We start from the raw sequence: 21,825 nt of genomic DNA, 5'->3' as shown, positions 1-21,825 counted from the left end.
ACTTTCACGCTCCTTGTTGTCTGTTCTAGTAGTCAGCATAACGGCGTAATATGTTCGTAGAATCATCACAATGTAAGCATATTAAATTTTATTGTATTAGACAGCAACAGCAATCGCCTTCAGGGCCGGGGAGATCCATAGCTCGGCCCCCGTTGCCTGCTGAACCTCTTCTACAGTCAGACCCGGTGCGATTTCCATCAGCATCAGCCCTTGGTCCGGGATCACCTCAATGACCGCCATTTCAGTAACAATCGTATTTACGACATGCACCGCTGTCAGGGGCAGCTTGCAGGCTTTGACTATTTTCGGCTGCCCGTCCTTGCTTACATGATCCATAGCGATAATGACCCGCTTGGCCCCAACTACCAGATCCATAGCGCCGCCCATGCCCGGCACCTTTTTCCCCGGAATCATCCAGCTTGCCAGATTGCCCTGCTCATCGACTTCAAGCGCACCCAGCACGGTAATATCCACATGCCCTCCACGGATGATTGAGAAGGAGACCGCGCTGTCAAAATAGCAGGCGCCGGCCATCGTGGTCACGAAGCTGCCGCCAGAATCGATACAGTCGATGTTTTCCTCAGACTTCGCCGCCTTGGGGCCTACTCCGAGAATTCCGTTCTCCGCCTGTAGCATAATCTGGACATGATCAGGAATATAGTCTACTGCCAGGGTCGGCATCCCGATCCCCAGATTCACTACATCACCGTCTTTGAACTCCTGGGCGATTCTTCTCACAATAAATTCCCGGTTATTCATGCGTATTCCCCACCTTTACAATAGCATCAATCAAAATTCCAGGGACGTTGACATGATTGGGATCAATCTCCCCGAGCTTAACATAAGTATCTACCTCAGCTACTACATAATCCGCCGCCATCGCCATCACGAAATTGAAGTTCCGGGAAGAGCCGTCAATCACAAGATTCCCCGCCTCGTCCGCCTTATGGGCCCGGATCAGTGCCACATTTGCATGGAGAGGCAGCTCTAGCAGATACTCCCTCCCGTCGATATCAAGCTTTCTTTTGCCTTCCTCGACAATCGTTCCTACTCCTACAGGAGTTAACACACCGCCCAGCCCCGCTCCTCCGGCCCGGATTTTCTCAGCTAACGTGCCCTGCGGAAAAAGATTCACCTCGGCTTCCTTAGTCATTAGCAGTCTTCCGGTCTCTGGATTGGAGCCGATGTAGGAGGCATAGATGCGCTTGACCCGGCCGCTTTTAACCAGCTTATAGATCGATAATTCCGGGGTGCCGGTATCATTGGAAATTAGCGAGAGCTGACCGGCTGACTGCGTCTCGACAAGCGCACGCACCAGCTCTTCGGGGTGGCCTCCAGCCAGAAAACCGCCAACCATCACGGTATCTCCATCCTTCACCCTCTTCACGGCGTCTTCGGCGGAGATTAATTTGTTTATCATAGATTTCAGGCTCCTTGTTCATTATTTGGAGACAAGCTGGTTATTGGAGATAATCATGAATGACTTTCCCATAAGGCAGCGTTAGATCGGCAATAAAATGCTTTCCCCCGTGATACGTCTTCACCGGTAAATCGGCCACAGGGGCACTCACATGAGGAATCAGGCTTAAGCGGGCCGGCCCGGTCCAAGCGCCCTTTACGTGAACATCTTCAAGAGTGTAGGCAACCAGCTGCGCAATCTTAGGGGTCCCATCCACATCGGGAATCAGCTTCAGATTCACTTGGGTTTTGGCGATAGCTCTAGCAGTGTCCTCTGTATCCAGCAGGTTATGCTTATAAGGCATCGTTCCCACGGCCACCAGGACATCGTTATAGTGCAGCGTGCCGGTCAGCGTCTCTGTGCCTGCAACGGTCAGGCGGGGAGAGGCCCACTTTTTGGGGAACCCCCAGATTTCCCGTCCTCCCAGAATGGCAGGCGCATTATCCAGATACATCTGGGCTACAAAATTGCAGGGCTCCCCCTGAAAGGTACACGGAATCACGATCCCGCTCTCCTCATAGCTTCCCAGGCCCGACGAATCAGGCATCTTGATCCATTCATAAGACACGGTGTTACTGCCATCCGGCTGCAAGGGTTCCGGGACCGCCTGTCTGATCGCCGCAGGGTCGGATTCATAAGTGATGACCATAAATTCACGGTCAATGAAGCGGTAGGGCGGACGCCCGTAACCAGGACTAGCCGCAGGCATGGATTGCAGCGATAGCACCTCTTTTGCATTCATAATGATCTTAAACTCCCTTTCTGTCAGAATTGTGTTAATAACGTGCGTTCTCAACCAGCATGGCAATGCCCATCCCCGTTCCGATGCACAAGCTGGCTATACCGTAATGTTTAGAGCTTCGGACCATTTCATGGACCAGCGTAACGAGTACCCTGGCTCCGCTGGCCCCGACAGGATGTCCAATCGCTATCGCGCCGCCGTTAACATTCACCTTCTCCGGGTTAATCTCAAGCTCATGCAATACCGCGATGGCCTGTGCCGCAAAGGCTTCATTAATCTCGAACAAATCGATGGCCTCAAGAGGAATGTTCTGGTTCTTAAGCAGCGACTTAATGGCCCTTACCGGACCCATCCCCATATACGCAGGGTCTACGCCCACCAGTGAATACCCCCTAATATAAGCTAAAGGCTCTACCTCATGCTCCTTGCATTTGTCTTCCGACATGACCAGCACAGCAGCCGCTCCATCATTGATCCCCGAGGCATTCCCAGCAGTAACCGACCCGTTTTCCTTAAAAGCTGGCTTTAGATGAGCAAGCTTTTCTATGCTGACCTCTCCTCTTACATGCTCGTCCTCCGAGAACCATACGCTTTCCTTTCTAGTGGTGGTCATCACGGGCACAATCTGCTCGGCAAAAACCTGGTTCCGTTTAGCTTCGGCGGCCTTGATCTGGCTGTCATAAGCAAATTCATCTTGCTCCAATCGTGAAATATGATATTTCTCAGCAATGTTCTCGGCAGTAATACCCATATGATATTTATTGATCGGACAGGTCAGGCCGTCAGACACCACGGTATCTACCAGCTCGCTGTTCCCAAGTTTATAGCCGTTTCTTGCATTTCTCAGGACATAAGGGGCATTCGACATACTCTCCATCCCTCCGGCCATGAGGATACTCCCTTGTTCAGCCCGAATAGAGTTGTAAGCTAAAGCGACGGCATGAAGCCCAGAACCGCAAACGGTGTTAATAGTTGTTGCAGGGACTTCAATCGGGAAACCGGCTTGCAGCGCCGCCTGTCTGGCAGGATTCTGGCCCTCTCCCGCCTGAAGGACATTGCCCAGATATATCTGCTCCACTAACGCAGGTTCTACATGGCTTTGCTGAAGGCAGGCCGTCATCACATTTGCTCCTAATTCTGTAGCACTTAGTGTCTAAAGTCCGTTGTTAAATGAACCAACTGCAGTCCGTAAGGGACTAACCAATGCAACTCTGTTCACAAAATTTCACATTCCTTTCTGATGGTATGGGACTTACATGCGGATATTTGTCACGATGTATGAGAGAGTATGCATTACGGCTTAGATCGGCTTAATCAGTTTGATTAGCTTGATCGGCTCAGCCGCCTTGATCGCCTTCCTCCATCTGATTATTTGGTATTTATTTACATATTTAGTGTAAGTCTAAACGCAGGTTTCCTCAACGCTCAAAATTATACATAATTTTACATATGGATACCTCTAGGCCCTTGTACACTCCCCCAACGAAGTCATACTATCATTTCCTTTGATATTCTGGTTATTAATGGTTATTTCAGAAAAACGCATGAAAACATACCAAAAGAGTTCACATCCTTTGTAGCGGATCTCCAGCAGCAGATCCAGCTCAGGAAAAAACAACTCAATAAATTCCTGAAAGAACGTCTCCAGCAGCTTCTTAAAAGCCTCATCATGCGGTAAGGGTATTTTAGTCGCCTCCTGTTATATCCTGCTTGTCTCTTGTGAGTTCATTCCATTTTAGTGGAATTCGACATAACAAAAGGTACATACGTTCTTGTTTTATCTTCTCTGCAATGAGTTCAATCTAGACAGCAAAATCTCACATTCCCTTCTTATGGTATTGGATTTACGGCAAAACGCCTCCGCCAGTTTCACTGGTCATGGAGGCGTTATGTACAGTTCTATGTAACACTTCGGGTTATACCTACTATATAGCGAAACAATATTAACAATGCAGGAATGCTGTTCCAGAGCTATGGAAGAACACTCACAGATTATTGCGCAGTGTTAGCTACCTGCCCGTCCATCAGTATGATTATCCTGGCATTCCCTGCTTCATCATACAATGTCGAAAGCATCTGTATGTCCCTGAGCGCATCTCCGGTGAGCGAGTTCCATTCCTTAACTGCCCTTTCATACAACTGTCCTGATTCGGAGTTGTAGTAATAATCCATATATTTGTCATTCTCTATCGCAGCTTTCGTTCCATACAGCTCTTTAATCCTTGTCTTACTCATCCCTAATTCTGCTCCCCTAGCGGTCCGGTAGACCCCCTGCGGTTCTCCCGCCATCGCCATGGAGACGACCTTATTATCTCGATAGATTACACTCACTCCGAATTCATAAGAATACGAATTAGGCAGGCCTACCGTACCCTTCCCCAGCACCTTCTCTGCGGCCTTGCGGCTCATACCATAGCTAACCCTTTCCTTGCTATTATCTGCCTTGAAGATGGCCATGTCCTGTTTGGAGAATGTATCCGGCTCCATACTAACGGCTTCATTATTACCGCAGCCAGGCAGTGCAAACAGCAGAAGAATGACTGTCCAGACTGTATAAACTCTTTTGAAATTCAATATTTTTCCTCCTAAGGTTAATATCAAATAACACTACCACAAAATTCTTTATCAGGCTATACAACCATCCCTTAAACTCGAATATAGGCTGTCCAGACTTCAGAATGCATAAAGAAACCGTTCTTTATAAAATGGATGACGATGACTGGTATCCCCATTTTACCAATAGAACGATTTCTTCATGTGTTTCAAGAGTATCTATTCATAGTTAAGTGGACGAACTGACCTGTGGATAACCTACTTCAGTAGCATCAACGCTCAGAACACCCGCTTCTTATCCTTCTCCTCGATCAAAATCTGCACCGATTCCTTAAACCGGATCGCATGAATGATCTCCCGCTCGCGCAGGAACTTGAGGCTGTCCTGCAGATCCACATCGTCGGTCATGTCAATCAGCCACTGGTATGTAGCCCGGGCCTTCTCCTCTGCGGCGATGTCCTCATACAGGTCAGCGATCGGATCGCCTTTGGCCGCAATGTAGGCGGCTGTGAACGGAACACCGGCAGAGTTGTTGTAGAACAGCGCATGATCCCGCTGCGCATAGTTCGGGCCTAAGCCTGCGGCTTCCAGCTCCTGCACCGAGGCATCCTTGGTCAGCTTGTAGATCATTGTGGCAATCATTTCCAGATGGGCAAATTCTTCTGCGCATTGAGGTTATCAGTTATGTTTTACAGATTAGACTCACCGCGTAAATCATGAATATCTCTTATCGGGGGACGTCCAAATAAGCGGGCGTATTCTCGGTTAAATTGTGAAGGACTTTCATATCCAACACGAAATCCGGCGTTAGCTGCATCCAGCTTTTCTGTAAGCAGCATTCGTCGTGCAGTTTGCAAGCGAATCATCTTTTGATATTGAACCGGACTCATAGCCGTTACTTTCTTGAAATGTCTATGCAAGGTCCGCGGACTCATTTGGACTGTCTTAGCCAACTCATCAATGATTAAAGGCTCGGAATAATTATGGTTGATCCATTGTATCGCTTCTGAGATGCAAAGTGCATAGCTGCCTTTCACAGCAAACTGCTTCAGCAGTTCCCCCTTCTCACCTTGAAGGACCCTGTAAAATATTTCTTTTATGATCAAGGGAGCCAGAACCTCAATATCACCGGGGGTCTCCAGTAGTTCTACAAGGCGTAAAACCGCTTTAAGCAAGTCCGGGGTAGACGGATTTAATAGGATCCCTCGTTCAGTAGTGAACTTCTTCGAAGGACTGGATGTTTTCGTTACATCGAGAAGAATATCTGGATGGAAGGTCAGTTGTAAACTTAGGTACGGATGGCTTGGTGATGCCTGGTTAATTTGTCCGATTAAAGGCAGATGAACCGAAGAGACCAAATAATTCGCTGGAACAACATCATATCTTTCCTCTGCTAATTCAACTGTTTTCGAACCTTGGGCAATGATGTAAAGGGAAGGATGGCTGTTGCTGTACACTGGCCCTGACTGCTGAGATTGACGTCTGAAATAAAGCTCAGGAATTACCATGCTATGTACGCCATCCATCGGTGTATGACGCTCAATGTACCGGACTAACTCAGAAATGAGCTCTTTCAAGTTTATGCACCAACCTCTTTTATTCAAATCATTTAGACCCATTATACTTATCTGGCGGGATTAGGCAAGGAAAGGGCATGAATTGTCTATCGACTGAACCCCAACTTTTCTTAAAATAAATTGTGTAAAAAAATATATTACAGGAGAAAGAAGTGATGAGTGTGTCCGGTATAAAAGACAAAGTAATTGTAATTACAGGCGCGAGTGGCGGGATCGGTGAAGCAACTGCAATGCTGCTTGCCGAGAGAGGAGCCCGAGTCGTACTTGGCGCGCGGCGATTGGATCAGCTTGAAGCTATAGTTAACCGTATTGAGAAGTCTGGAGGTAAGGCAGCTTATCTAGTGACTGACGTGAAGCGGTCAGAAGACCTTTCAAACCTTGTCCAATTGGCATGTGAGAAATTTGGTAAGCTTGATGTTCTTATCAACAATGCGGGGATCATGCCAATGTCTCCTCTTGACGATCTGCGGGTCGAGGAATGGGAAGATATGATCGACATCAACATTAAAGGAGTTCTATATGGGATAGCAGCGGCACTACCCACCTTTCGGAATCAGGTCTCAGGACATTTTATTAACATTGCTTCTACGGCAGCCTATAACGTTCTGCCTAATATGACGGTTTATGCAGGCACAAAGCTTGCGGTTCGTGCGATTTCTGAGGGCCTGCGTCAAGAGGCCGGCGATAAGCTTCGCGTAACGATCGTCTCACCGGGATACACAACCACACCGGGATCCACACATTCTGATGCCCTGGAAGCCATACAGGACCCGGAGATGAAGGCCAAACTCGAGGCTTATCAGAAAATTGCGTTATCCCCCTACTCTATTGCTAAAGCTATTGCCTTCGCAATTGAGCAACCAAATGATGTGGACGTCAATGAAATAGTGGTCCGTCCCACAGCGCAAGGATAGCATCTAAAATAACAGTATGTAACTCACAGAGAATGTAAAAAGAGCCACAGATGCTGCTTGAACTGTGACCCGATTTGAGGACGGTTTAAAAGAAACACCCTAGAGCTAGCTCGCTAGGAGATGACTCCTGAATTCGTCAGGAGTCATCTTTTTTAATGTCCATTGGTATCGCTCGGAGTTATAGTAGGCAATATATTCCGAAACACGAGCCCTGACTTCCGTAAGATTCTGACAATCTCGAACGCTCATTTCATCTTTCATATGCCCAAAGAATGACTCCATCGATGCATTATCCCAACAGTTCCCTTTACGGGACATGGACTGTTGAAAACCTGCCTGCTCAATGAGAAGACGAGTTTTAGGATGCGTGTAGTGCATGCCCTGATCGGAGTGGAAAATGGCTTCTGGATGAAGGTTTCCATCCAGCCGTTCCAGCAGGCGCCGAATCGTCTTTTCAACGAGTGGTAACTCTAGTGTCCCTGCTACACAGTCGGCAAGAATTTGTCTCGTTGCTCCATCTTTTATGCACGAAAGATAAGCCCACTGTCCGTTTCCGTACCGCAGATACGTGATATCGGTTAGAAAGACTTTCTCCGGCTCGTTCTGGTCAAATTGGCGTTTCAGTAAGTTTGCACAGGTCTGATGCTCCTGCGTAGCCTTTGCCATCTTACGGTACGGGTTAGCTTGCCGTATGGCCGCGACAAGGTTAAACTTACGCATTAATCGGCGAATCTTCTTGTGGTTCATGGTGACCCCGCTGAGGTGCTCCAAACGCATCTTAATCACCAAAGCGCCAGCTCTTCCTTGTAATGCGTCGAAGTGTTGCTTAATAAGAACAAGGTCACGTTCGTCGTCGGCTGTACGAAGTTGGCGTCTTTGCTCGGAGCCCAGCCATCTGTAATAGCCACTGGTGCTCACGGCGGCGACTTCACAGAAATAACGCGTCATGCGGCTGAGTCCATGGGCTCTCAGGGTGTAATAAATGATCTCGTAGCGCTCCGAAGGTGTTAAGGTCTTCCTTTGTTCCGTTCGAGCGCTTCGAGCTTTTTTAGAAAGTCGACCTCAGCTTCTAGTAATTTGATCTTCGCCTTTGCGCGCTTCAGTTCTTCGTCAGCAGACAAGGGACTTGCAGGCTTTCGCCCAGCGCTGCCTTTGCCACGCCGTTCTTCCAGTAGTCCCAGTTCACCATATTTAGCAAAGCTATCTCTCCAGCGTTTCAAACTATGCTTTGGTTTTTTAGAACCGATGAGATCCAGGTCAAAGCCCGCCCTAAGAAATATTTCTGACGGGGGTGTCCCCTCGTTGTAGGCCTTCACTGCCGCCAACTTAAACTCAGCAGTATACGAAATATTCGTCTCGGATACTCGCTGAACATTTGGATTCTTCTCTAATCTTCTGATGATATCTTCCGTAAATAGGGTTCGATTTAAGTTTCCCACAGCCTTATCCCGCTCCTTTTCCAATATTCTGATTAAAACACAAAAGACCCACAAGATGGTCACTTTTTTCAAAGTGTCTTTCTTGTGGGTCACAGTTCAGCTCCTGTGGCTCTTTTTATCAAACGATCTATTTCATTTGTGCATCCCTCATTGCTAGAACACCCGCTTCTTATCCTTCTCCTCAATCAAAATCTGCACCGATTCCTTGAACCGGATCGCATGAATGATCTCCCGCTCGCGCAGGAACTTGAGGCTGTCCTGCAGATCCACATCGTCGGTCATGTCAATCAGCCACTGGTATGTAGCCCGGGCCTTCTCCTCTGCGGCGATGTCCTCATACAGGTCAGCGATCGGATCGCCTTTGGCCGCAATGTAGGCGGCTGTGAACGGAACACCGGCAGAGTTGTTGTAGAACAGCGCATGATCCCGCTGCGCATAGTTCGGGCCTAAGCCTGCGGCTTCCAGCTCCTGCACCGAGGCATCCTTGGTCAGCTTGTAGATCATTGTGGCAATCATTTCCAAATGGGCAAATTCCTCGGTGGAAATATCCGTTAGTACCCCAATTACCTTATCGGGTATAGCATACCGCTGGTTCATATAGCGCAGCGCCGCAGCCAGCTCGCCGTCCGCACCGCCGTATTGCTCCATCAGATACCGGGCCATCCGCACATCACATTTGCCGACACGCACCGGGTATTGCAGCTTTTTCTCATAGATCCACATTCGTGAACTTCCCCCTCCTTAAGGCTATTTCATTTCCGGCTTCATGTCTTAGACTTGCCAAGGCCAGGGACTCTCGATCCATTGCCATGGAGCCTTAGAATAGGCACGGCCGAAATTCTGCAGAGGTCCGTATAGCTCCTGGAACTGGTTCGCCAGCTTGGTGCGCTCATAGGTCAGCTGATTGAACTGCTCAATCGCCTTCACATCCTCCGGATGAGTATCCAGGAACAGATTCAGCTCGACGAGTGCAAAATCAAGGACCTGCAGCTGCTCCAGCATCTCGTAATAACGGGGCTCGCAAGGATTAGCTTCCATAGCCTACTTCCCTCCTTTGAACTTGGACTCATAAGGGCTGTATAGCGATGGCCATAACGTTCCATGCTTAAGCGCCTCCGGCAGGGAGAACTGCGGCAGATTCGGGGGCTGAAACGTGACGAATTGATTCGGCGGCACAACATACGTCTTGAACGGCACCGGCGGACAAGGATCAAACGGTCCCCTGTACGGTGTCCATACACGATCCTGGGAGTTCAATGATCATTCCTCCTCTTAATTGTTGAGAGCATACCTTCATGCTTCCAGATCTTTGACAGTTACCTTCGTAACTAACTTATGACCGCTCCTGAAGGGAAAAGAACCCCTGCGCAAAAAAACAAGGTACATCAGCAGCCCTGTCATGGCTGCTTGATGTACCCTGTTGTAAAGGTAGCCGCTATTCCGGCGGCTCTTCAGCATACTCTCTCTTCCTCCGCGTCCTCTGTATCCTCTTCGGCTGCAGGCGGAGCTTTCCACTGGGTATTAACTTACCTCATTTAAAGCGCATCACATCACGGGTAAGAACACATCTCTCCTGCCTGCTCCTTATCAAGTACCAGCCGACGATAAAATTGACCTGATTGTGGTTCTGGACACACTCTTTCTCAGGGGATATTGTTGATGTTGTTTCAATATCTCTTGCATGGAGGAGTGTACGCAATGATTAGACAAGCAACCGCCGATGATTGGAAGGAAATATCCTCTTTACTTGACCTGTTGGGATATCCTAATACCGGCTCTTTTATTAAAGGCAATATAGAAAAGTTAATCGCTCATCCTGACGAAGAGCTAATGGTATATGAATATGAGGGACGAGTTGTAGCTTGCATTTCGTTGCATTATATTCCCCAGCTAGCTCTTCCAGGGGACATTGCTTGCATTAGTTATCTTGTTGTTGATTCAACAACAAGAAGTACAGGCATTGGACGTGAAGTTGAAGAATACGCAAGCCAGGCAGCTAAAAAGAGAAACTGCGACAGAATCCAGGTACATTGCCATTCCCGGAGGGTTGACGCACATCGGTTCTATAATCGGCAAGGTTTCTCAGAGTCTCCAAAATACTTCACAAAGATGTTATAACAAAAGAGCGCGGACTATACTCCGCTTACTCTTTATCTTCTTCCCAACCTTCCGCATCCTCTTCAGGCTCTGGAGAAGGCTCGCGGTGGATGTTGATCCGGGTGATCCGCAGCCGGGTGGACTCCTCCACCTCGAAGGTGACATCGCCAACTACAACTTTCTTGCCCTTGGACGGATTGCCCTCCAGCTCCTTGAACAGCCAGCCGCCGATGGAATCCACCTCGTCATCCTCAATTACAACGCCCGTGAGATCGTTGACGTCTTCAATCAGCATCCGGCCCTCCACGGAGATGTAATCCCCGTTACGCTCCACGCTGGGACGTTCATCCTCGAACTCGTCATGCAGATCGCCGACGATCTCCTCCAGGATCTCTTCAGCGGTCAGCAGCCCCGCAGTTCCGCCGTACTCGTCGACCACCAGCGTCAACTGGGCCTTGTTCTTCTGCATCAGTCGCAGCGCATGGCTAATCTCCATCGATTCCGGTACATTCAGAATCGGCCGGACCAGGGAAGCCAGATCATTTTGCTGCTCAGGTGGGGCGAACAGCAGATCCGTGATATGGATGAAGCCGATAATCCGGTCCTTATCTTCTAAGGCCACCGGATAACGCGAATGCTTCGTTTCCGTAATGATCCGCATGTTCTCCTCCAGCGGAAGATTGCTGTATAGTACATCCATATCGGTACGCGGCAGCATCACCTCACGGGCCAGCAGGTCCGAGAATTCGAAGATGTTGTCCATCAGCTTCATTTCATCCTGATCGATCACCCCGCTCTTCGCGCTCTGATTCATCAGAATGCGGATTTCCTCCTCTGAATGGGCAGCCTCGGCTTCACTGGCCGGCTCTACGCCGAACAGTCTCAGCAGAGCGTTCGCTGACGCATTCAGCACCCAAATGAAGGGCAGAAACAGATTATAGAAGAACATCAGCGGAGCGGACAACAGCAGTGCCGAGCCTTCTGTTTTTTGGATAGCCAGCGATTTCGGTGCCAGTTCCCCCAGCACAATATGTAAGAAGGTAATAATGGAGAAGCCGACGATCACAGATACCGTAGAGATTAACGTTTGGTCAGTAACACCGATCTGGTACATCAGAGGCTCCACCAGGAGTTCCGAGATCGCCGGTTCCCCGACCCAGCCGAGTCCAAGAGAAGCAAGTGTAATCCCGAACTGGGTGGCTGAGAGATACGAATCCAGCCGCTTGTTGACCTTCAGCGCATATCCGGCCATTTTGTTGCCTTCGCTGACCAGCTGGGTCAGACGGGATTGTCTGACCTTGACCAGTGAGAATTCCGCCGCAACGAAGATACCATTTAATAATACGAGCACCAGAACGAGCAAAAGATTAAGCACTAATCTTCCTATGTCAAATTCCGTATGCACTATAATAACGCCCCATTTCTACAAGGTGATCGCTTTTCTGGTTTTGAAATCGACCCCGGGATAATACATATCGGCCACGAGCAGGTTAGGCCCGCAGCAGCCTGCGGCATCGCAGTAACAATTCACTTGCTGATTCAAGGGATGCTTAGTCTGCCACTCGGTGAAAATATCATCCAGCTTCGCGCTGCTGATATTGCCAAACGCGGATATATCGGCGAAGTCCGTTACAAAGACGTCGCCCGTGAACAGGTTCACATTAACCCGGTTTCTTCCGTCCGGATCATTACGCAGCGTTACATTCTTCTCGCTGCGCAGTCTGCTTAGCAGCTGCTGGTCTTCCTCCAGGAAGCTGCAGGCGAAGAACGGCAGCGTGCCGAACAGCATCCACATCTCCGGGTCACGATGATCCAGGAGGGAATGAATCGCAGTATTCATCTCCCGGAGCGACAGCACAGGCAGCTTCGAAGCGAAGCTGGAGGCGTACATCGGGTGTACCTCATGACGTCTTGCCCCCATGTCCCCAATCAGCCGGTGAATCTCGGGAAGCTTGGTGTGTGTACGGTAGTTGATCATCGACTCGGCAGAGATCAGCATTCCATCGCTGCTCAGCCGGCGGGAATTCTCCAGCATCGTGTCATACAGCCGATAGGCGGCCTCCTTCGAGACCGGGTGACCGCTGTTCGCGAAGCCCACCTCGTGGAAGTCATCGCCGTTCACATAGTTGAACGAGATATGCATAACGTCCAGGTAAGGGAGCAGCTGCTCATAACGGGAATATGGCATGGTCAGGTTCGAGTTGATCTGTGAACGGATACCCCGCTCCCGTGCATATTTCAGCAGCGGTACGATAGTATTCTCCACCGTTCCTGCACGGAACATCGGCTCCCCGCCCGTAATGCTGATGGTCTGCAGGTGCTCTACCTCCTCCAGACGCTTCAGCATCTGGGTCAAAGGCAGCAGCTCTCCCTCTTTCATCGTGAGACTATCGCCGACGGCGCAATGCTCGCAGCGCATGTTGCACAGATTCGTGACCGTCATCTCTACACTGGTCAGTACATGCTGCCCGTATTCGCGGAGTGAAGTAATCGGGTCCCACGGATCATACTCCGGCGACAGCTCTTTTACAGGGATTATAGATGATGGCTCTAATATACTCATTTCTTAAGGCTCCTTTAATGCTTATTCCTTATTATTAACCCAAAACAAAAGAAAAAGAACGATAACTTAAGCTATATCATACCACGACTACTCAAAAAAACAGCAAGGCGGAGAATACAGCTCCGCAATTCCTGCAGATACCCTATTCTCTCCTCGCTGCGCAGAACACCTATCCGGTACTTTTCACTACAGGTTCTCCCCCGTCCGTCACATCCACAATGACTACAGAGAGGGCTTTGCTGAGATCACGTTCATAGGGGGTAACCGTTTCGCCTTCGGGTCCGTTCAGCACCCGGACAACAGGCCGATGCGGCGTGCTGGGATCAATCTTGACCACCACACCGCTCTCGCCGGAGCTGAGCTTCACCGTAAGTCCCAGCGGATAGATGGCCACACGGTCTCTGAATAACTCCAGCTGCTTTTGTTCGTACAGGGTTCCAGAGCCGACATACAGCGCTTCTACCGCCTGATGGGGCAGCATGGCTTTTTTGTAGATCCGGTTGGAGGTCATCGCATCATAGGAATCTGCTACGCCCAGCCATTTCGCATATTCATGGATCTGCGGACCCGTCAGGCCGCGCGGATAGCCGGAACCATCAATCCGTTCATGATGCTGCAGAGCACAGTGAGCCGCCAGCAGAGGAATATTCGGCTCTTCCTTGAGAATGCGGTATCCAATCTCGGTATGCGCCTGCATATGGCGGAATTCCTCCTCGCTGAGCATACCGGGCTTTTGTACAATTTTGACAGGAATCTGCGTCTTGCCGATATCATGCAGCAGCGCCCCAAGCCCGATGACCCGCAGCTCTTCTTTGCTGTAGCCATGGGCAATGCCGAGCACCAGCGTATACAGGCATACGTTCAGGGAATGGACGTACAGGTAATTATCAGCCGTGTGCATGTCAAGCAGCATGATCATCGGGTCCTCTTGCAGGGACATGTCGTCGAGGATGGAATCCATCACCTTGGAGAATTTCTTGTCCAGATGATAAAAGCCTTTGGTAATCCCCGAGGCGCCAGACATCTGCTGGAACTGGTTACGGATCACCTTGAGCGCCTGATTACGCGTCTCATCCTGCAGCATTCCGGGAATCACAATATCCTCCGTGAGTGAATCCTCAATATAGATATAGCCGATATCGATTCTGGCGAGCCGCTTGATCAAGGGATCGGTAAGCTCCACTCCGTCCGCGAGCAGAACCAGCCCTTCATCATTATATATTTTTTTACCCAGCTTCATTCCCGGCTGAAGCCGATTGACGGATACTAGACGCACCTTGGCTCACTCCTGCCTTTAACGGTAAAATTGCTTTTCTGTGATGCCAGGCTGAGAATCAACGCATAATAAACAGCCAGAAGGCGGCTGCAAGTATGAAGCGGTAGATGGCAAAATGCGTCGGTCTGATCTTCTGGATCATTCTCATGAACAGAACCACCACCACATAGGCCACGATGAAGGAAATGATGAAGCCGATGACAAAATACCCGATGGTCTCGCTCGTGAAATTCTTATACGAATCCAATAGCTCATACCCCGAGGCCGCGCACATAATCGGAATCGCGATCAGGAAGGAGAAGTCGGCTGAAGCCTTGTAGCTCACCCCGCTCAGCATCCCCCCGGAAATCGTCGAGCCGGAACGGGAGAACCCGGGCCAGAGGACGGAAATAATCTGGAACAGTCCGATCGAAAGTGCCTGCCCGTAGGACAGATCATCCAGGTCATGCGCCGTCACGCGGATCTTGCGTTTGTTGACCCATTCGGCAATGATCATCAGAATACCGCCTGCTACCAGTGCCCAGAGGACGGTGGATGCCCCGAAGAGGCTTTTGATAAAGTCCCTTGCAAAAAAAGCTACAGCGAGCGCAGGCACAATGCCCAGCAGCACATGAATCAGGTTCAGGCGGGCTGCCGGCATTACGCCCCCTCTGTCTCTGCGGCCGAAGCCGAGCAGATTCACAATCCGCTGACGGTAAACCAGCGCAATGGCCAGTATGGCCCCCAGCTGAATCACAATCTCATAAGTCTTCATAATCGAATCCTGCTCATTGAAGCCCAGAAGCTTAGTCGTTAAAATCATGTGTCCCGTCGAAGAAACCGGAATGAACTCCGTAATTCCTTCCACAATTGCCAGAATAATGGCTGTAATTGTATCCATATTACTCCTCCTGATCTAGTCAATGAAACCTGGTAATGCGTTAACTATCAATTTGATTAAACATGGTGTGGATCATCAGGTGGATTGCCTCTCCAAGCGAACCGCTTCACACTCATCCAGACTCCCCGGCCGCTGCAGCTCCATCCGCAGCAGATCGCGCAGGAAATGAGGAAGCATAAATACCGCCTCCCGGCCGTTGGCTATACTCTCATAGCCTGTACGGAACGTAAACATATCCAGCGTGCCGACACTATATACCTTGGTATCCTCCAGCTGCTCCCCGCCGGCAAAAATCGCAATACCGTTATCATAAGGCATGACCCTTGGATCGTACAAGATTTTTAATCCGTCCACGGCCAAGGTGCCCAGTACTTCTCCCCGGAAGCCGTATCCATAGATGACCTTATTGCGGAACTCTGCCATCAGACTCTGTTCCAGTGCAGTGCGGATATCCTTGCCTGTCAGCTGTACAATACAGGGATTAATCGGAGAAGGACATAAGGCATGCAGCATGCCCGCGGTGATGTTGCCCTCCGGCAGCGGGCCAAGCAGCTGGCCTGTATTAACAAGCGAGATGGGGCTGCCTGTGAACTGGCGGACCGCCTGTGCCAGCAGGTTGCCAAAAGGAGATTCCCCCTGCAGGTCCAGCGGCAGCATGCGGTCGCTGATGGCAACCGTCTCCTCCAGGGCTTCACGCCCGCGCAGCAGATGGATCGCCGCCGCCGGAGCGATAAGCTCCTCCGTCAAGGCAGGATCGACTGCCGTGCAGCCTCCTTCGGCCAGGTGAAACGATCCGCCTGGCTGCTCCCGCTCGAAGACCACCCGTCCGGCGTACCGGCCGAATTTGCCGGCGCCGCATACGGCTGTCCCGTTAATCATCTGCGGCTGCTCCAGCATATGGTGGGTGTGCCCGCCCAGAATGGCATGCACGCCTTCCAGCTTCTCTGCCAGCCTCTGGTCTGCGGGCAGCCCCAGATGTGACAGAATGATCACGATATCCACCTGCGGGGCAAGCAGCTGAACCTGCTCGCGCAGTGCCTCTTCCGGGTCCAGCACATCCCAGCCGAGCAAGGAATAGAAGGAGGTGAACGCCGCCGTCGCACCAGTTAGTCCAATCTTGATCCCGTCTTTCTCCAGAACCGCGCGGCGCTGCATCCAGTGCGGCGGCTCACCGGTGGCGGACTCCAGGAAATTGCAGCATACTACAGGACACTGGATGCCTGTGAATATGGCTGAGAGCATCTCCTTCGAGAAGGTGAGGCCTTCGTTATTACCGATGGTGACTGCATCGTATCCGGTCAAATTCATAATATCGATGTTGGCCTGTCCCATCGTGCCTTCCGTCTCTACGGCAGCGCGGTCCATATGATCTCCGATATCAAGCAGCAGCACCGGCTCCTCGCCCGCCGCTGCCTTCATCGCGGATATCAATGCCGCGAGCGGACTCATCATTTCAAAGTGGCTATGTATATCATTGGTATGAATAATGGTTAATCTTTGCGGCCCAGGCTTCATAAGCTGGCTTCCCTCCCACTTGTACAGCCGTTTATAAAGTAAGCGGCAGGCTTGTTCTGTTCTAGAGTTAGCATAACATTTTCAGACTCAATATGGTATATTGTAATCATTATAAGCTGTCCTAAGCTTAAGTCCAGAAAGGGTGAAGAACACATGCATATCTCTATCCGGCTGTTCGCCGGTCTGGCCGAAATTATCGGCTCCTCCACTCTGGTCTTCCACGCCCATGAGTCCCCTGTAACAGCTGGCCGGCTGAAGGAACTCCTCTCCGCCTCCTATCCCGATGCTGCGCCGCAGATCGGTGTATCCCTGGTAGCCGTTGATCAGGAATATGCGCCTGATGATACAGATATTACCGAAGGCTCAGAGGTAGCCTTCATTCCGCCCGTGTCCGGCGGTTAACCGGACCGTTCCCCTTCCGCGAATATGCACAGAAACACAACAGGTTAGGACCAGCGGGTTGCACAATCTGCAAGCTACAATCAGTACTCTTACACCATTGAATATTGCGGACTTTGTTGCTATGCTGTAAAAAATTGCTATAGTAAGGTGGCCTATTCATTGAGAGTACACGTGATGGATCTTAAACCGGGTGATCATCTGCAGATGGATACCTTCAGCTCTCGCGGGCTGCATGTACTCCCTAAGGGATCACGGCTGCAAATGGAGGAAATCGCCAAGCTGATACAGCACGGCGTTGATTATGTAGATATTGACACGGTACAGGAAGAACCCGCCCCTTCCAGCCGGACCTCAATTATCCAGGCCGCAACCAACAGCTTCGATACCATGATTGACGGCTTTGAGTCTCTATATATGGAAGCGCTCAGCAAAGGCAGCTTCAATCAGTCTGTAGTGGATGATATTCTTCAGCCGACCTTATCCTCGCTAGACAAACACAAGGATGTAGTAACCCTCCTGCTGTTGCTGGACCGGGAGGATAATTATACCTATAACCATTCCCTTCAGGTTGGCATGCTCTCGTATTATCTGGCTACGTGGCTTGGCTATTCTAAGTCAGAGTGTTACGAGATCGGCCGTGCGGGATACCTGATTGATATCGGCAAATGCCGCATCTCCCCCGCCATTCTGAACAAACCCGGCAAATTAACGCCTGATGAATACGAAGAGATCAAATTACATACGGTTTACGGTTACGAAATCATACAGAATTCCATGAACGATCCTTTCACAGCTCTGGTTGCCTTGCAGCATCATGAACGCGAGGACGGCTCCGGTTATCCCAAGCAGCTGACTAAGACAGCCATTCACCCTTACGCCCAGATTGCAGCCGTTGCGGATATTTACAGCGCTATGACCACTCACCGGGTCTATCAGTCCAAGCAGGAGCTAATTTCCGTTTTGCGTGAGATCAACTCCCTTAGCTTCGGTAAGCTGAACGGCAAACCGGTTCAGGCCTTCATCAATCATCTGATGCCTAACTTCATCGGGAAGCGCGTCCTGCTGAACACCGGTGATATGGGTGTCATCGTGATGAACAACCCGCTGGATGTCTTCCGTCCGCTTGTGCAGAGCGAAGGCAGGTTCCTTGACCTGTCACGCGAACGCACAATTGCCGTCGTTGAGATTTACATGGAGTAGCGAGACTTCCTCTACGCAGGATAAATCCTTACATTTCACATAAATCAAGCAGCACCCCTGCGTTGGCGCAGAAGTGCTGCTTGAAGTTGAAGAACAACTGAAGCCTCCCCCGGCCGGGGGAGGCTATCATTTTATCGGATTAGTGTGAGCAGCAGCTCGCCGCTAGGCACTTCCGTCCCTGTGCTCTTAAGCACATCGAGGTATTGTGCCGAGTTGGTCACAATCACTGGTGTTGCAGTTACAAATCCGGCAGCACGGATGGCTTCAAGGTCAAATTCAAGCAATAGCTGACCCTTGACCACCTTGTCGCCTTCCTTCACTTTTTTGGTAAAATGCTGCCCCTTAAGCTTCACGGTATTAACACCGACATGAATCAGCAGCTCCGCACCGCTATCCGAAGTGATGCCGATGGCATGTCCTGTCGGGAATACAGTAGTTACGGTACCGTTCACAGGGCTGGTCAAGATGCCTGAAGAGGGCTCAATGACTATCCCCTTGCCCATGGCGCCGGAAGCAAAAGCTTCGTCAGGCAGGGTGTTGAGCGGCTGCAGCGTACCGGAGAGCGGGCTTACAACCAGTTCTTTATCAATCAGCGTCGGTGTAGTTATACCCGAGGTTCCGCCTGGATTAACCGATGCCGCAGCAACTGTCTCAGGCTCCTTATAGCCAAGTACTAACACCAGTACAGTGGACAGTACAAATGCTACCAGTATACCAATGACTACCCAGACAAATCCGGTGCCGAAATACGTCGGCAGGGCCAGCAGACCCGGCAGTGAGAAGGACAATGCTCTTGCGCCGCCTGTTGCAATAATTGCACCGCCGATAGCGCCGGAGATACAAGCGTAGATGAACGGTTTTTTGAGCTTCAGAGTGACTCCATAAATCGTGGGTTCAGTAATTCCGAAGACTGCTGATAGTGTAGAAGAACCGGCAAGTGCCTTAAGCTGCGGGTTCCGCGATTTCAGGAATACACCGAATACAGCCCCGGCCTGCGACAGAACGGCCGCACTGAGAATAGGCAGCATGGTATCCTGACCCAATGTAGCAATATTGCTGAGCATGATCGGGACGAAGCCCCAATGTACACCAAAGATTACGAATACTTGCCAGAACGCCCCGGCTATGGCTCCGGCCACAAGCGGACTTAGATTGTAGAGCCAAGTATAGCCGGAAGCGAGTCCGTCACTGATCAGCGAGCCTACCGGTCCGAAGGCCAGGAACGTAAGCGGAATAACAATGAGCAGCGCGAACATGGGAACAAGAATATTCCGCACCGACTCATGAATGAAGGAACGGAACCACCGTTCTACATACGACTGCACCCATACCGCCAGAATAATCGGGATCACGCTGGAGGAATAGTTGATGAGTACGATCTTGATCCCCAGGAAGTGCAGCGGGTCTGGTGAGCCTACGGCCGCAATGACTGCGGGATAGATCAAGGCTCCGGCTATGGCAATCGACACGAACTGATTCGCCTTGAATTTGCGCGCTGCTGTAACCGCCAGGAAGACAGGCAGGAAATAGAATACGCTGTCGGCAGCCGCATTAAGGATCATGTAAGTGCCGCTGGTGGCGCTAATCCACTCCAGGGACAGAATCAGAGCCAGCAAGCCTTTGAGGATCCCTGCCCCGGCCAGTGCACCCAGAATCGGCGAGAAAATGCTCGAAATGATGTCCACCGCTTTGCCCAGAACTCCGGTGCTTTCCGAGCTCTCGTCGCTGCCGCTTTTCTCCGCATCCTGAAGCGAGGTTTCCTTCATAATCTGCTCGAAGACCTGGCTGACATTGTTGCCGATGACCACCTGGAACTGTCCGCTGTTCTCCACTACTGTAATGACTCCCGGCGTTTTCTCCAGCGCTGCTTTATTGGCTTTGCTGTTATCCTTCAGCTTGAATCTTAAGCGTGTGGCACAATGAAAGACGGAATTCACATTCCCTTCTCCGCCAACGAGTGTGATGATTTTTTTGGATAAGTCTTTATCGCTCATTTGAGTTTGCTCCTTTGAAAGTTCTGTATTTAAGCATCGCTGCAGAGGCGAATGGTGCCAGCGTATTCTATTTGTTCCCCTCTGCAAACAAGAAAAACCTGAACTCAAGGCAAAAAAGACGTTAGTACACGCTTTTTTGCCATCAGTTCAGGTTTTGCCTGCATGACCAGTTACACCCTGAAAGATGATATGAAAATATGAAATGTTGTAGTCCTGCGTATGTTATCTGTTATGTGTTACTCCAGATTATTGCGTTCTGTTACACGCTGAATGTGAATCGTCAGATAGACATATTCATCCTTACTGAGGCTCTGACCATGCGATTTCTCCAGATATTCATTGATCTTGCCTACACATTCGAAAGCCTTGACATAGGTAATTCTCACCTGGTTGTACAGGAACTCTTCCCCGCTATTATTGGTCTCCTTCTTCAGCACACGCATGGAAAAATACTGCAGATGGGTCAGGAACCGCGAGTAGTTAAGTGAGGTCTCGTCCAGCACCACCTTATAATGATAAGTAACGATATTCAGAATATTCTGAACGATCTCTGTCATCTTGATCGTCGATCTAACCTCCGTGCCATCCATTCTGGCATTGACCAGATGCAAGGCAATGAAGCCGGCTTCGTCCTCACCCAGCGAGAGGCCGGTGGTCTGTTCGATCATCTTCAAGGCATCCAGCCCGATCCCGAATTCCTTCTGGTAAAAGCGCTTGATCTCAAACAGCATCGCATTCTTCAGCTGAATCCCCTTCTCAAAACGCTCCAGCGCGAAATGGATATGATCCGTCAGCGTCAGATAGAGATTATCGTTCAGCTCCGTGTGCAGCACTCCACTCGCGTAGGTGACAATGCCGCTGGCCAGCTCCAGGTGAGCTACCGGAATATCATTCAGCAGTTCAGTCAGCCGGGCAGTGAATTCATTCTCATTCAGCAGAAAAATCTTATCCACCTTGGCAGGATCAACATAATCCCCCGCTACCTTATTGAAGGAAATCCCTCTGCCCATCACAATAACCTCCTTGCCCTTCTGGTTCTTGGTCAGGAGCACATTATTGTTCAGCACCTTCTCGATAATCATCTCTATTTCACCTCCTGCCGCATAGTTTGTACAAAAAAAGCCTAAGTTGATCCCAATATCATTCATAAAATGATACTCGCATCAGCTTAGGCATTGCCCGCGTTACCGGTCACAATCCTGTATTACTGCTAT

The 21,825-nt window shown here is 50.2% G+C and carries 21 protein-coding genes and 2 pseudogenes; 4 read left to right on the top strand and 19 right to left on the bottom strand.

The annotated features are described in order from the left end of the window. Positions 1-96: 96 nt before the first annotated feature. The 7 genes and pseudogenes from NYE24_RS30315 to NYE24_RS30285 all read right to left on the bottom strand — a co-directional run bounded on the left by NYE24_RS30315 (position 97) and on the right by NYE24_RS30285 (position 6,331). Positions 97-759 carry a 3-oxoacid CoA-transferase subunit B gene (locus NYE24_RS30315; protein ID WP_036692836.1) on the bottom strand — a complete coding sequence of 221 codons (663 nt, stop codon included), beginning with the start codon at positions 757-759 and terminating at the stop codon, positions 97-99. Then, a complete protein-coding gene (locus NYE24_RS30310; protein ID WP_342477370.1) occupies positions 752-1,420 on the bottom strand; it encodes a CoA transferase subunit A in 669 nt (222 codons plus the stop codon). Before NYE24_RS30310 ends, NYE24_RS30315 begins: the two co-directional genes overlap by 8 nt. A gap of 40 nt (positions 1,421-1,460) precedes the next feature. Further along, positions 1,461-2,201, bottom strand: a complete 741-nt coding sequence (locus tag NYE24_RS30305) for an acetoacetate decarboxylase (protein WP_036692830.1) — start codon at positions 2,199-2,201, stop codon at positions 1,461-1,463. A gap of 34 nt (positions 2,202-2,235) precedes the next feature. Continuing rightward, positions 2,236-3,420 (bottom strand): annotated as a pseudogene (locus tag NYE24_RS30300) (acetyl-CoA C-acetyltransferase). A 773-nt stretch (positions 3,421-4,193) separates the two neighbouring features. Further along, positions 4,194-4,775: a hypothetical protein gene (locus NYE24_RS30295; RefSeq protein WP_036692825.1), complete on the bottom strand. Its 582-nt coding sequence runs from the start codon at positions 4,773-4,775 to the stop codon at positions 4,194-4,196. Between the two features lie 258 nt (positions 4,776-5,033). Continuing rightward, positions 5,034-5,417, bottom strand: a pseudogene (locus NYE24_RS30290) (manganese catalase family protein); the annotation flags it as partial. 26 nt (positions 5,418-5,443) lie between these two features. Continuing rightward, complete coding sequence (locus NYE24_RS30285) at positions 5,444-6,331, bottom strand: AraC family transcriptional regulator (RefSeq protein WP_342477369.1); 888 nt, start codon at positions 6,329-6,331, stop codon at positions 5,444-5,446. A 155-nt stretch (positions 6,332-6,486) separates the two neighbouring features. Between NYE24_RS30285 and NYE24_RS30280 the strand changes: the two genes are divergently transcribed. Beyond that, positions 6,487-7,245 carry an SDR family oxidoreductase gene (locus NYE24_RS30280; protein ID WP_342477368.1) on the top strand — a complete coding sequence of 253 codons (759 nt, stop codon included), beginning with the start codon at positions 6,487-6,489 and terminating at the stop codon, positions 7,243-7,245. 105 nt (positions 7,246-7,350) lie between these two features. Here NYE24_RS30280 and NYE24_RS30275 read toward each other — a convergent pair whose 3' ends face one another. Genes NYE24_RS30275 through NYE24_RS30255 form a run of 5 tightly spaced genes read right to left on the bottom strand, consistent with a single transcriptional unit; the run spans position 7,351 to position 9,941 of the window. Next, positions 7,351-8,217: an IS3 family transposase gene (locus NYE24_RS30275; RefSeq protein WP_235218580.1), complete on the bottom strand. Its 867-nt coding sequence runs from the start codon at positions 8,215-8,217 to the stop codon at positions 7,351-7,353. 35 nt (positions 8,218-8,252) lie between these two features. Continuing rightward, positions 8,253-8,777 carry an HTH domain-containing protein gene (locus tag NYE24_RS30270; protein WP_342476360.1) on the bottom strand — a complete coding sequence of 175 codons (525 nt, stop codon included), beginning with the start codon at positions 8,775-8,777 and terminating at the stop codon, positions 8,253-8,255. A gap of 60 nt (positions 8,778-8,837) precedes the next feature. Beyond that, the gene (locus NYE24_RS30265) at positions 8,838-9,407 is read right to left on the bottom strand and encodes a manganese catalase family protein (protein WP_036692823.1); all 570 of its coding nucleotides are present in this window, start codon (positions 9,405-9,407) and stop codon (positions 8,838-8,840) included. 48 nt (positions 9,408-9,455) lie between these two features. Then, positions 9,456-9,722 (bottom strand): spore coat protein CotJB, encoded by a 267-nt coding sequence (locus tag NYE24_RS30260; protein WP_036692822.1) that lies wholly within the window; start codon positions 9,720-9,722, stop codon positions 9,456-9,458. A 3-nt stretch (positions 9,723-9,725) separates the two neighbouring features. After that, positions 9,726-9,941, bottom strand: coding sequence for a spore coat associated protein CotJA (locus NYE24_RS30255; protein ID WP_036692819.1), 216 nt, complete (start codon positions 9,939-9,941; stop codon positions 9,726-9,728). A 441-nt stretch (positions 9,942-10,382) separates the two neighbouring features. Between NYE24_RS30255 and NYE24_RS30250 the strand changes: the two genes are divergently transcribed. Beyond that, positions 10,383-10,802, top strand: coding sequence for a GNAT family N-acetyltransferase (locus NYE24_RS30250; protein WP_342477367.1), 420 nt, complete (start codon positions 10,383-10,385; stop codon positions 10,800-10,802). 25 nt (positions 10,803-10,827) lie between these two features. On the opposite strand, the gene NYE24_RS30245 is transcribed toward NYE24_RS30250, so the two are convergent. From NYE24_RS30245 to NYE24_RS30225, 5 genes are all read right to left on the bottom strand, one after another. After that, positions 10,828-12,192, bottom strand: a complete 1,365-nt coding sequence (locus NYE24_RS30245) for a hemolysin family protein (RefSeq protein WP_143804242.1) — start codon at positions 12,190-12,192, stop codon at positions 10,828-10,830. Positions 12,193-12,204: 12 nt separating this feature from the next. Beyond that, complete coding sequence (gene yfkAB, locus NYE24_RS30240) at positions 12,205-13,344, bottom strand: radical SAM/CxCxxxxC motif protein YfkAB (RefSeq protein WP_342477366.1); 1,140 nt, start codon at positions 13,342-13,344, stop codon at positions 12,205-12,207. Between the two features lie 169 nt (positions 13,345-13,513). Next, entirely contained in the window at positions 13,514-14,620 is a 1,107-nt protein-coding gene (locus NYE24_RS30235; protein WP_342477365.1) for an HD-GYP domain-containing protein, read from the bottom strand. Positions 14,621-14,678: 58 nt separating this feature from the next. After that, positions 14,679-15,500 (bottom strand): undecaprenyl-diphosphate phosphatase, encoded by an 822-nt coding sequence (locus NYE24_RS30230; RefSeq protein WP_036692810.1) that lies wholly within the window; start codon positions 15,498-15,500, stop codon positions 14,679-14,681. A 75-nt stretch (positions 15,501-15,575) separates the two neighbouring features. Beyond that, the gene (locus NYE24_RS30225) at positions 15,576-17,015 is read right to left on the bottom strand and encodes a bifunctional UDP-sugar hydrolase/5'-nucleotidase (RefSeq protein WP_342477364.1); all 1,440 of its coding nucleotides are present in this window, start codon (positions 17,013-17,015) and stop codon (positions 15,576-15,578) included. 153 nt (positions 17,016-17,168) lie between these two features. Here NYE24_RS30225 and NYE24_RS30220 point away from each other — a divergent pair, with 153 nt between their 5' ends. Both NYE24_RS30220 and NYE24_RS30215 read left to right on the top strand, forming a co-directional pair. After that, on the top strand, positions 17,169-17,417 hold the full coding sequence (locus NYE24_RS30220; RefSeq protein ID WP_036692939.1) for a MoaD/ThiS family protein: 249 nt from the start codon (positions 17,169-17,171) through the stop codon (positions 17,415-17,417). A gap of 159 nt (positions 17,418-17,576) precedes the next feature. Then, a complete protein-coding gene (locus NYE24_RS30215) occupies positions 17,577-18,617 on the top strand; it encodes an HD-GYP domain-containing protein (protein WP_076155064.1) in 1,041 nt (346 codons plus the stop codon). 131 nt (positions 18,618-18,748) lie between these two features. Here NYE24_RS30215 and NYE24_RS30210 read toward each other — a convergent pair whose 3' ends face one another. Both NYE24_RS30210 and NYE24_RS30205 read right to left on the bottom strand, forming a co-directional pair. Continuing rightward, entirely contained in the window at positions 18,749-20,611 is a 1,863-nt protein-coding gene (locus NYE24_RS30210; protein ID WP_076155066.1) for a beta-glucoside-specific PTS transporter subunit IIABC, read from the bottom strand. A gap of 236 nt (positions 20,612-20,847) precedes the next feature. Further along, positions 20,848-21,693 (bottom strand): PRD domain-containing protein, encoded by an 846-nt coding sequence (locus NYE24_RS30205; RefSeq protein WP_036692805.1) that lies wholly within the window; start codon positions 21,691-21,693, stop codon positions 20,848-20,850. Positions 21,694-21,825: the final 132 nt, after the last annotated feature.

Origin of the sequence: Paenibacillus sp. FSL H7-0350 (assembly GCF_038593195.1) — a bacterium.
Taxonomy (GTDB): domain Bacteria; phylum Bacillota; class Bacilli; order Paenibacillales; family Paenibacillaceae; genus Paenibacillus_AQ.
This window is presented reverse-complemented; position numbering and strand designations above follow the sequence as displayed.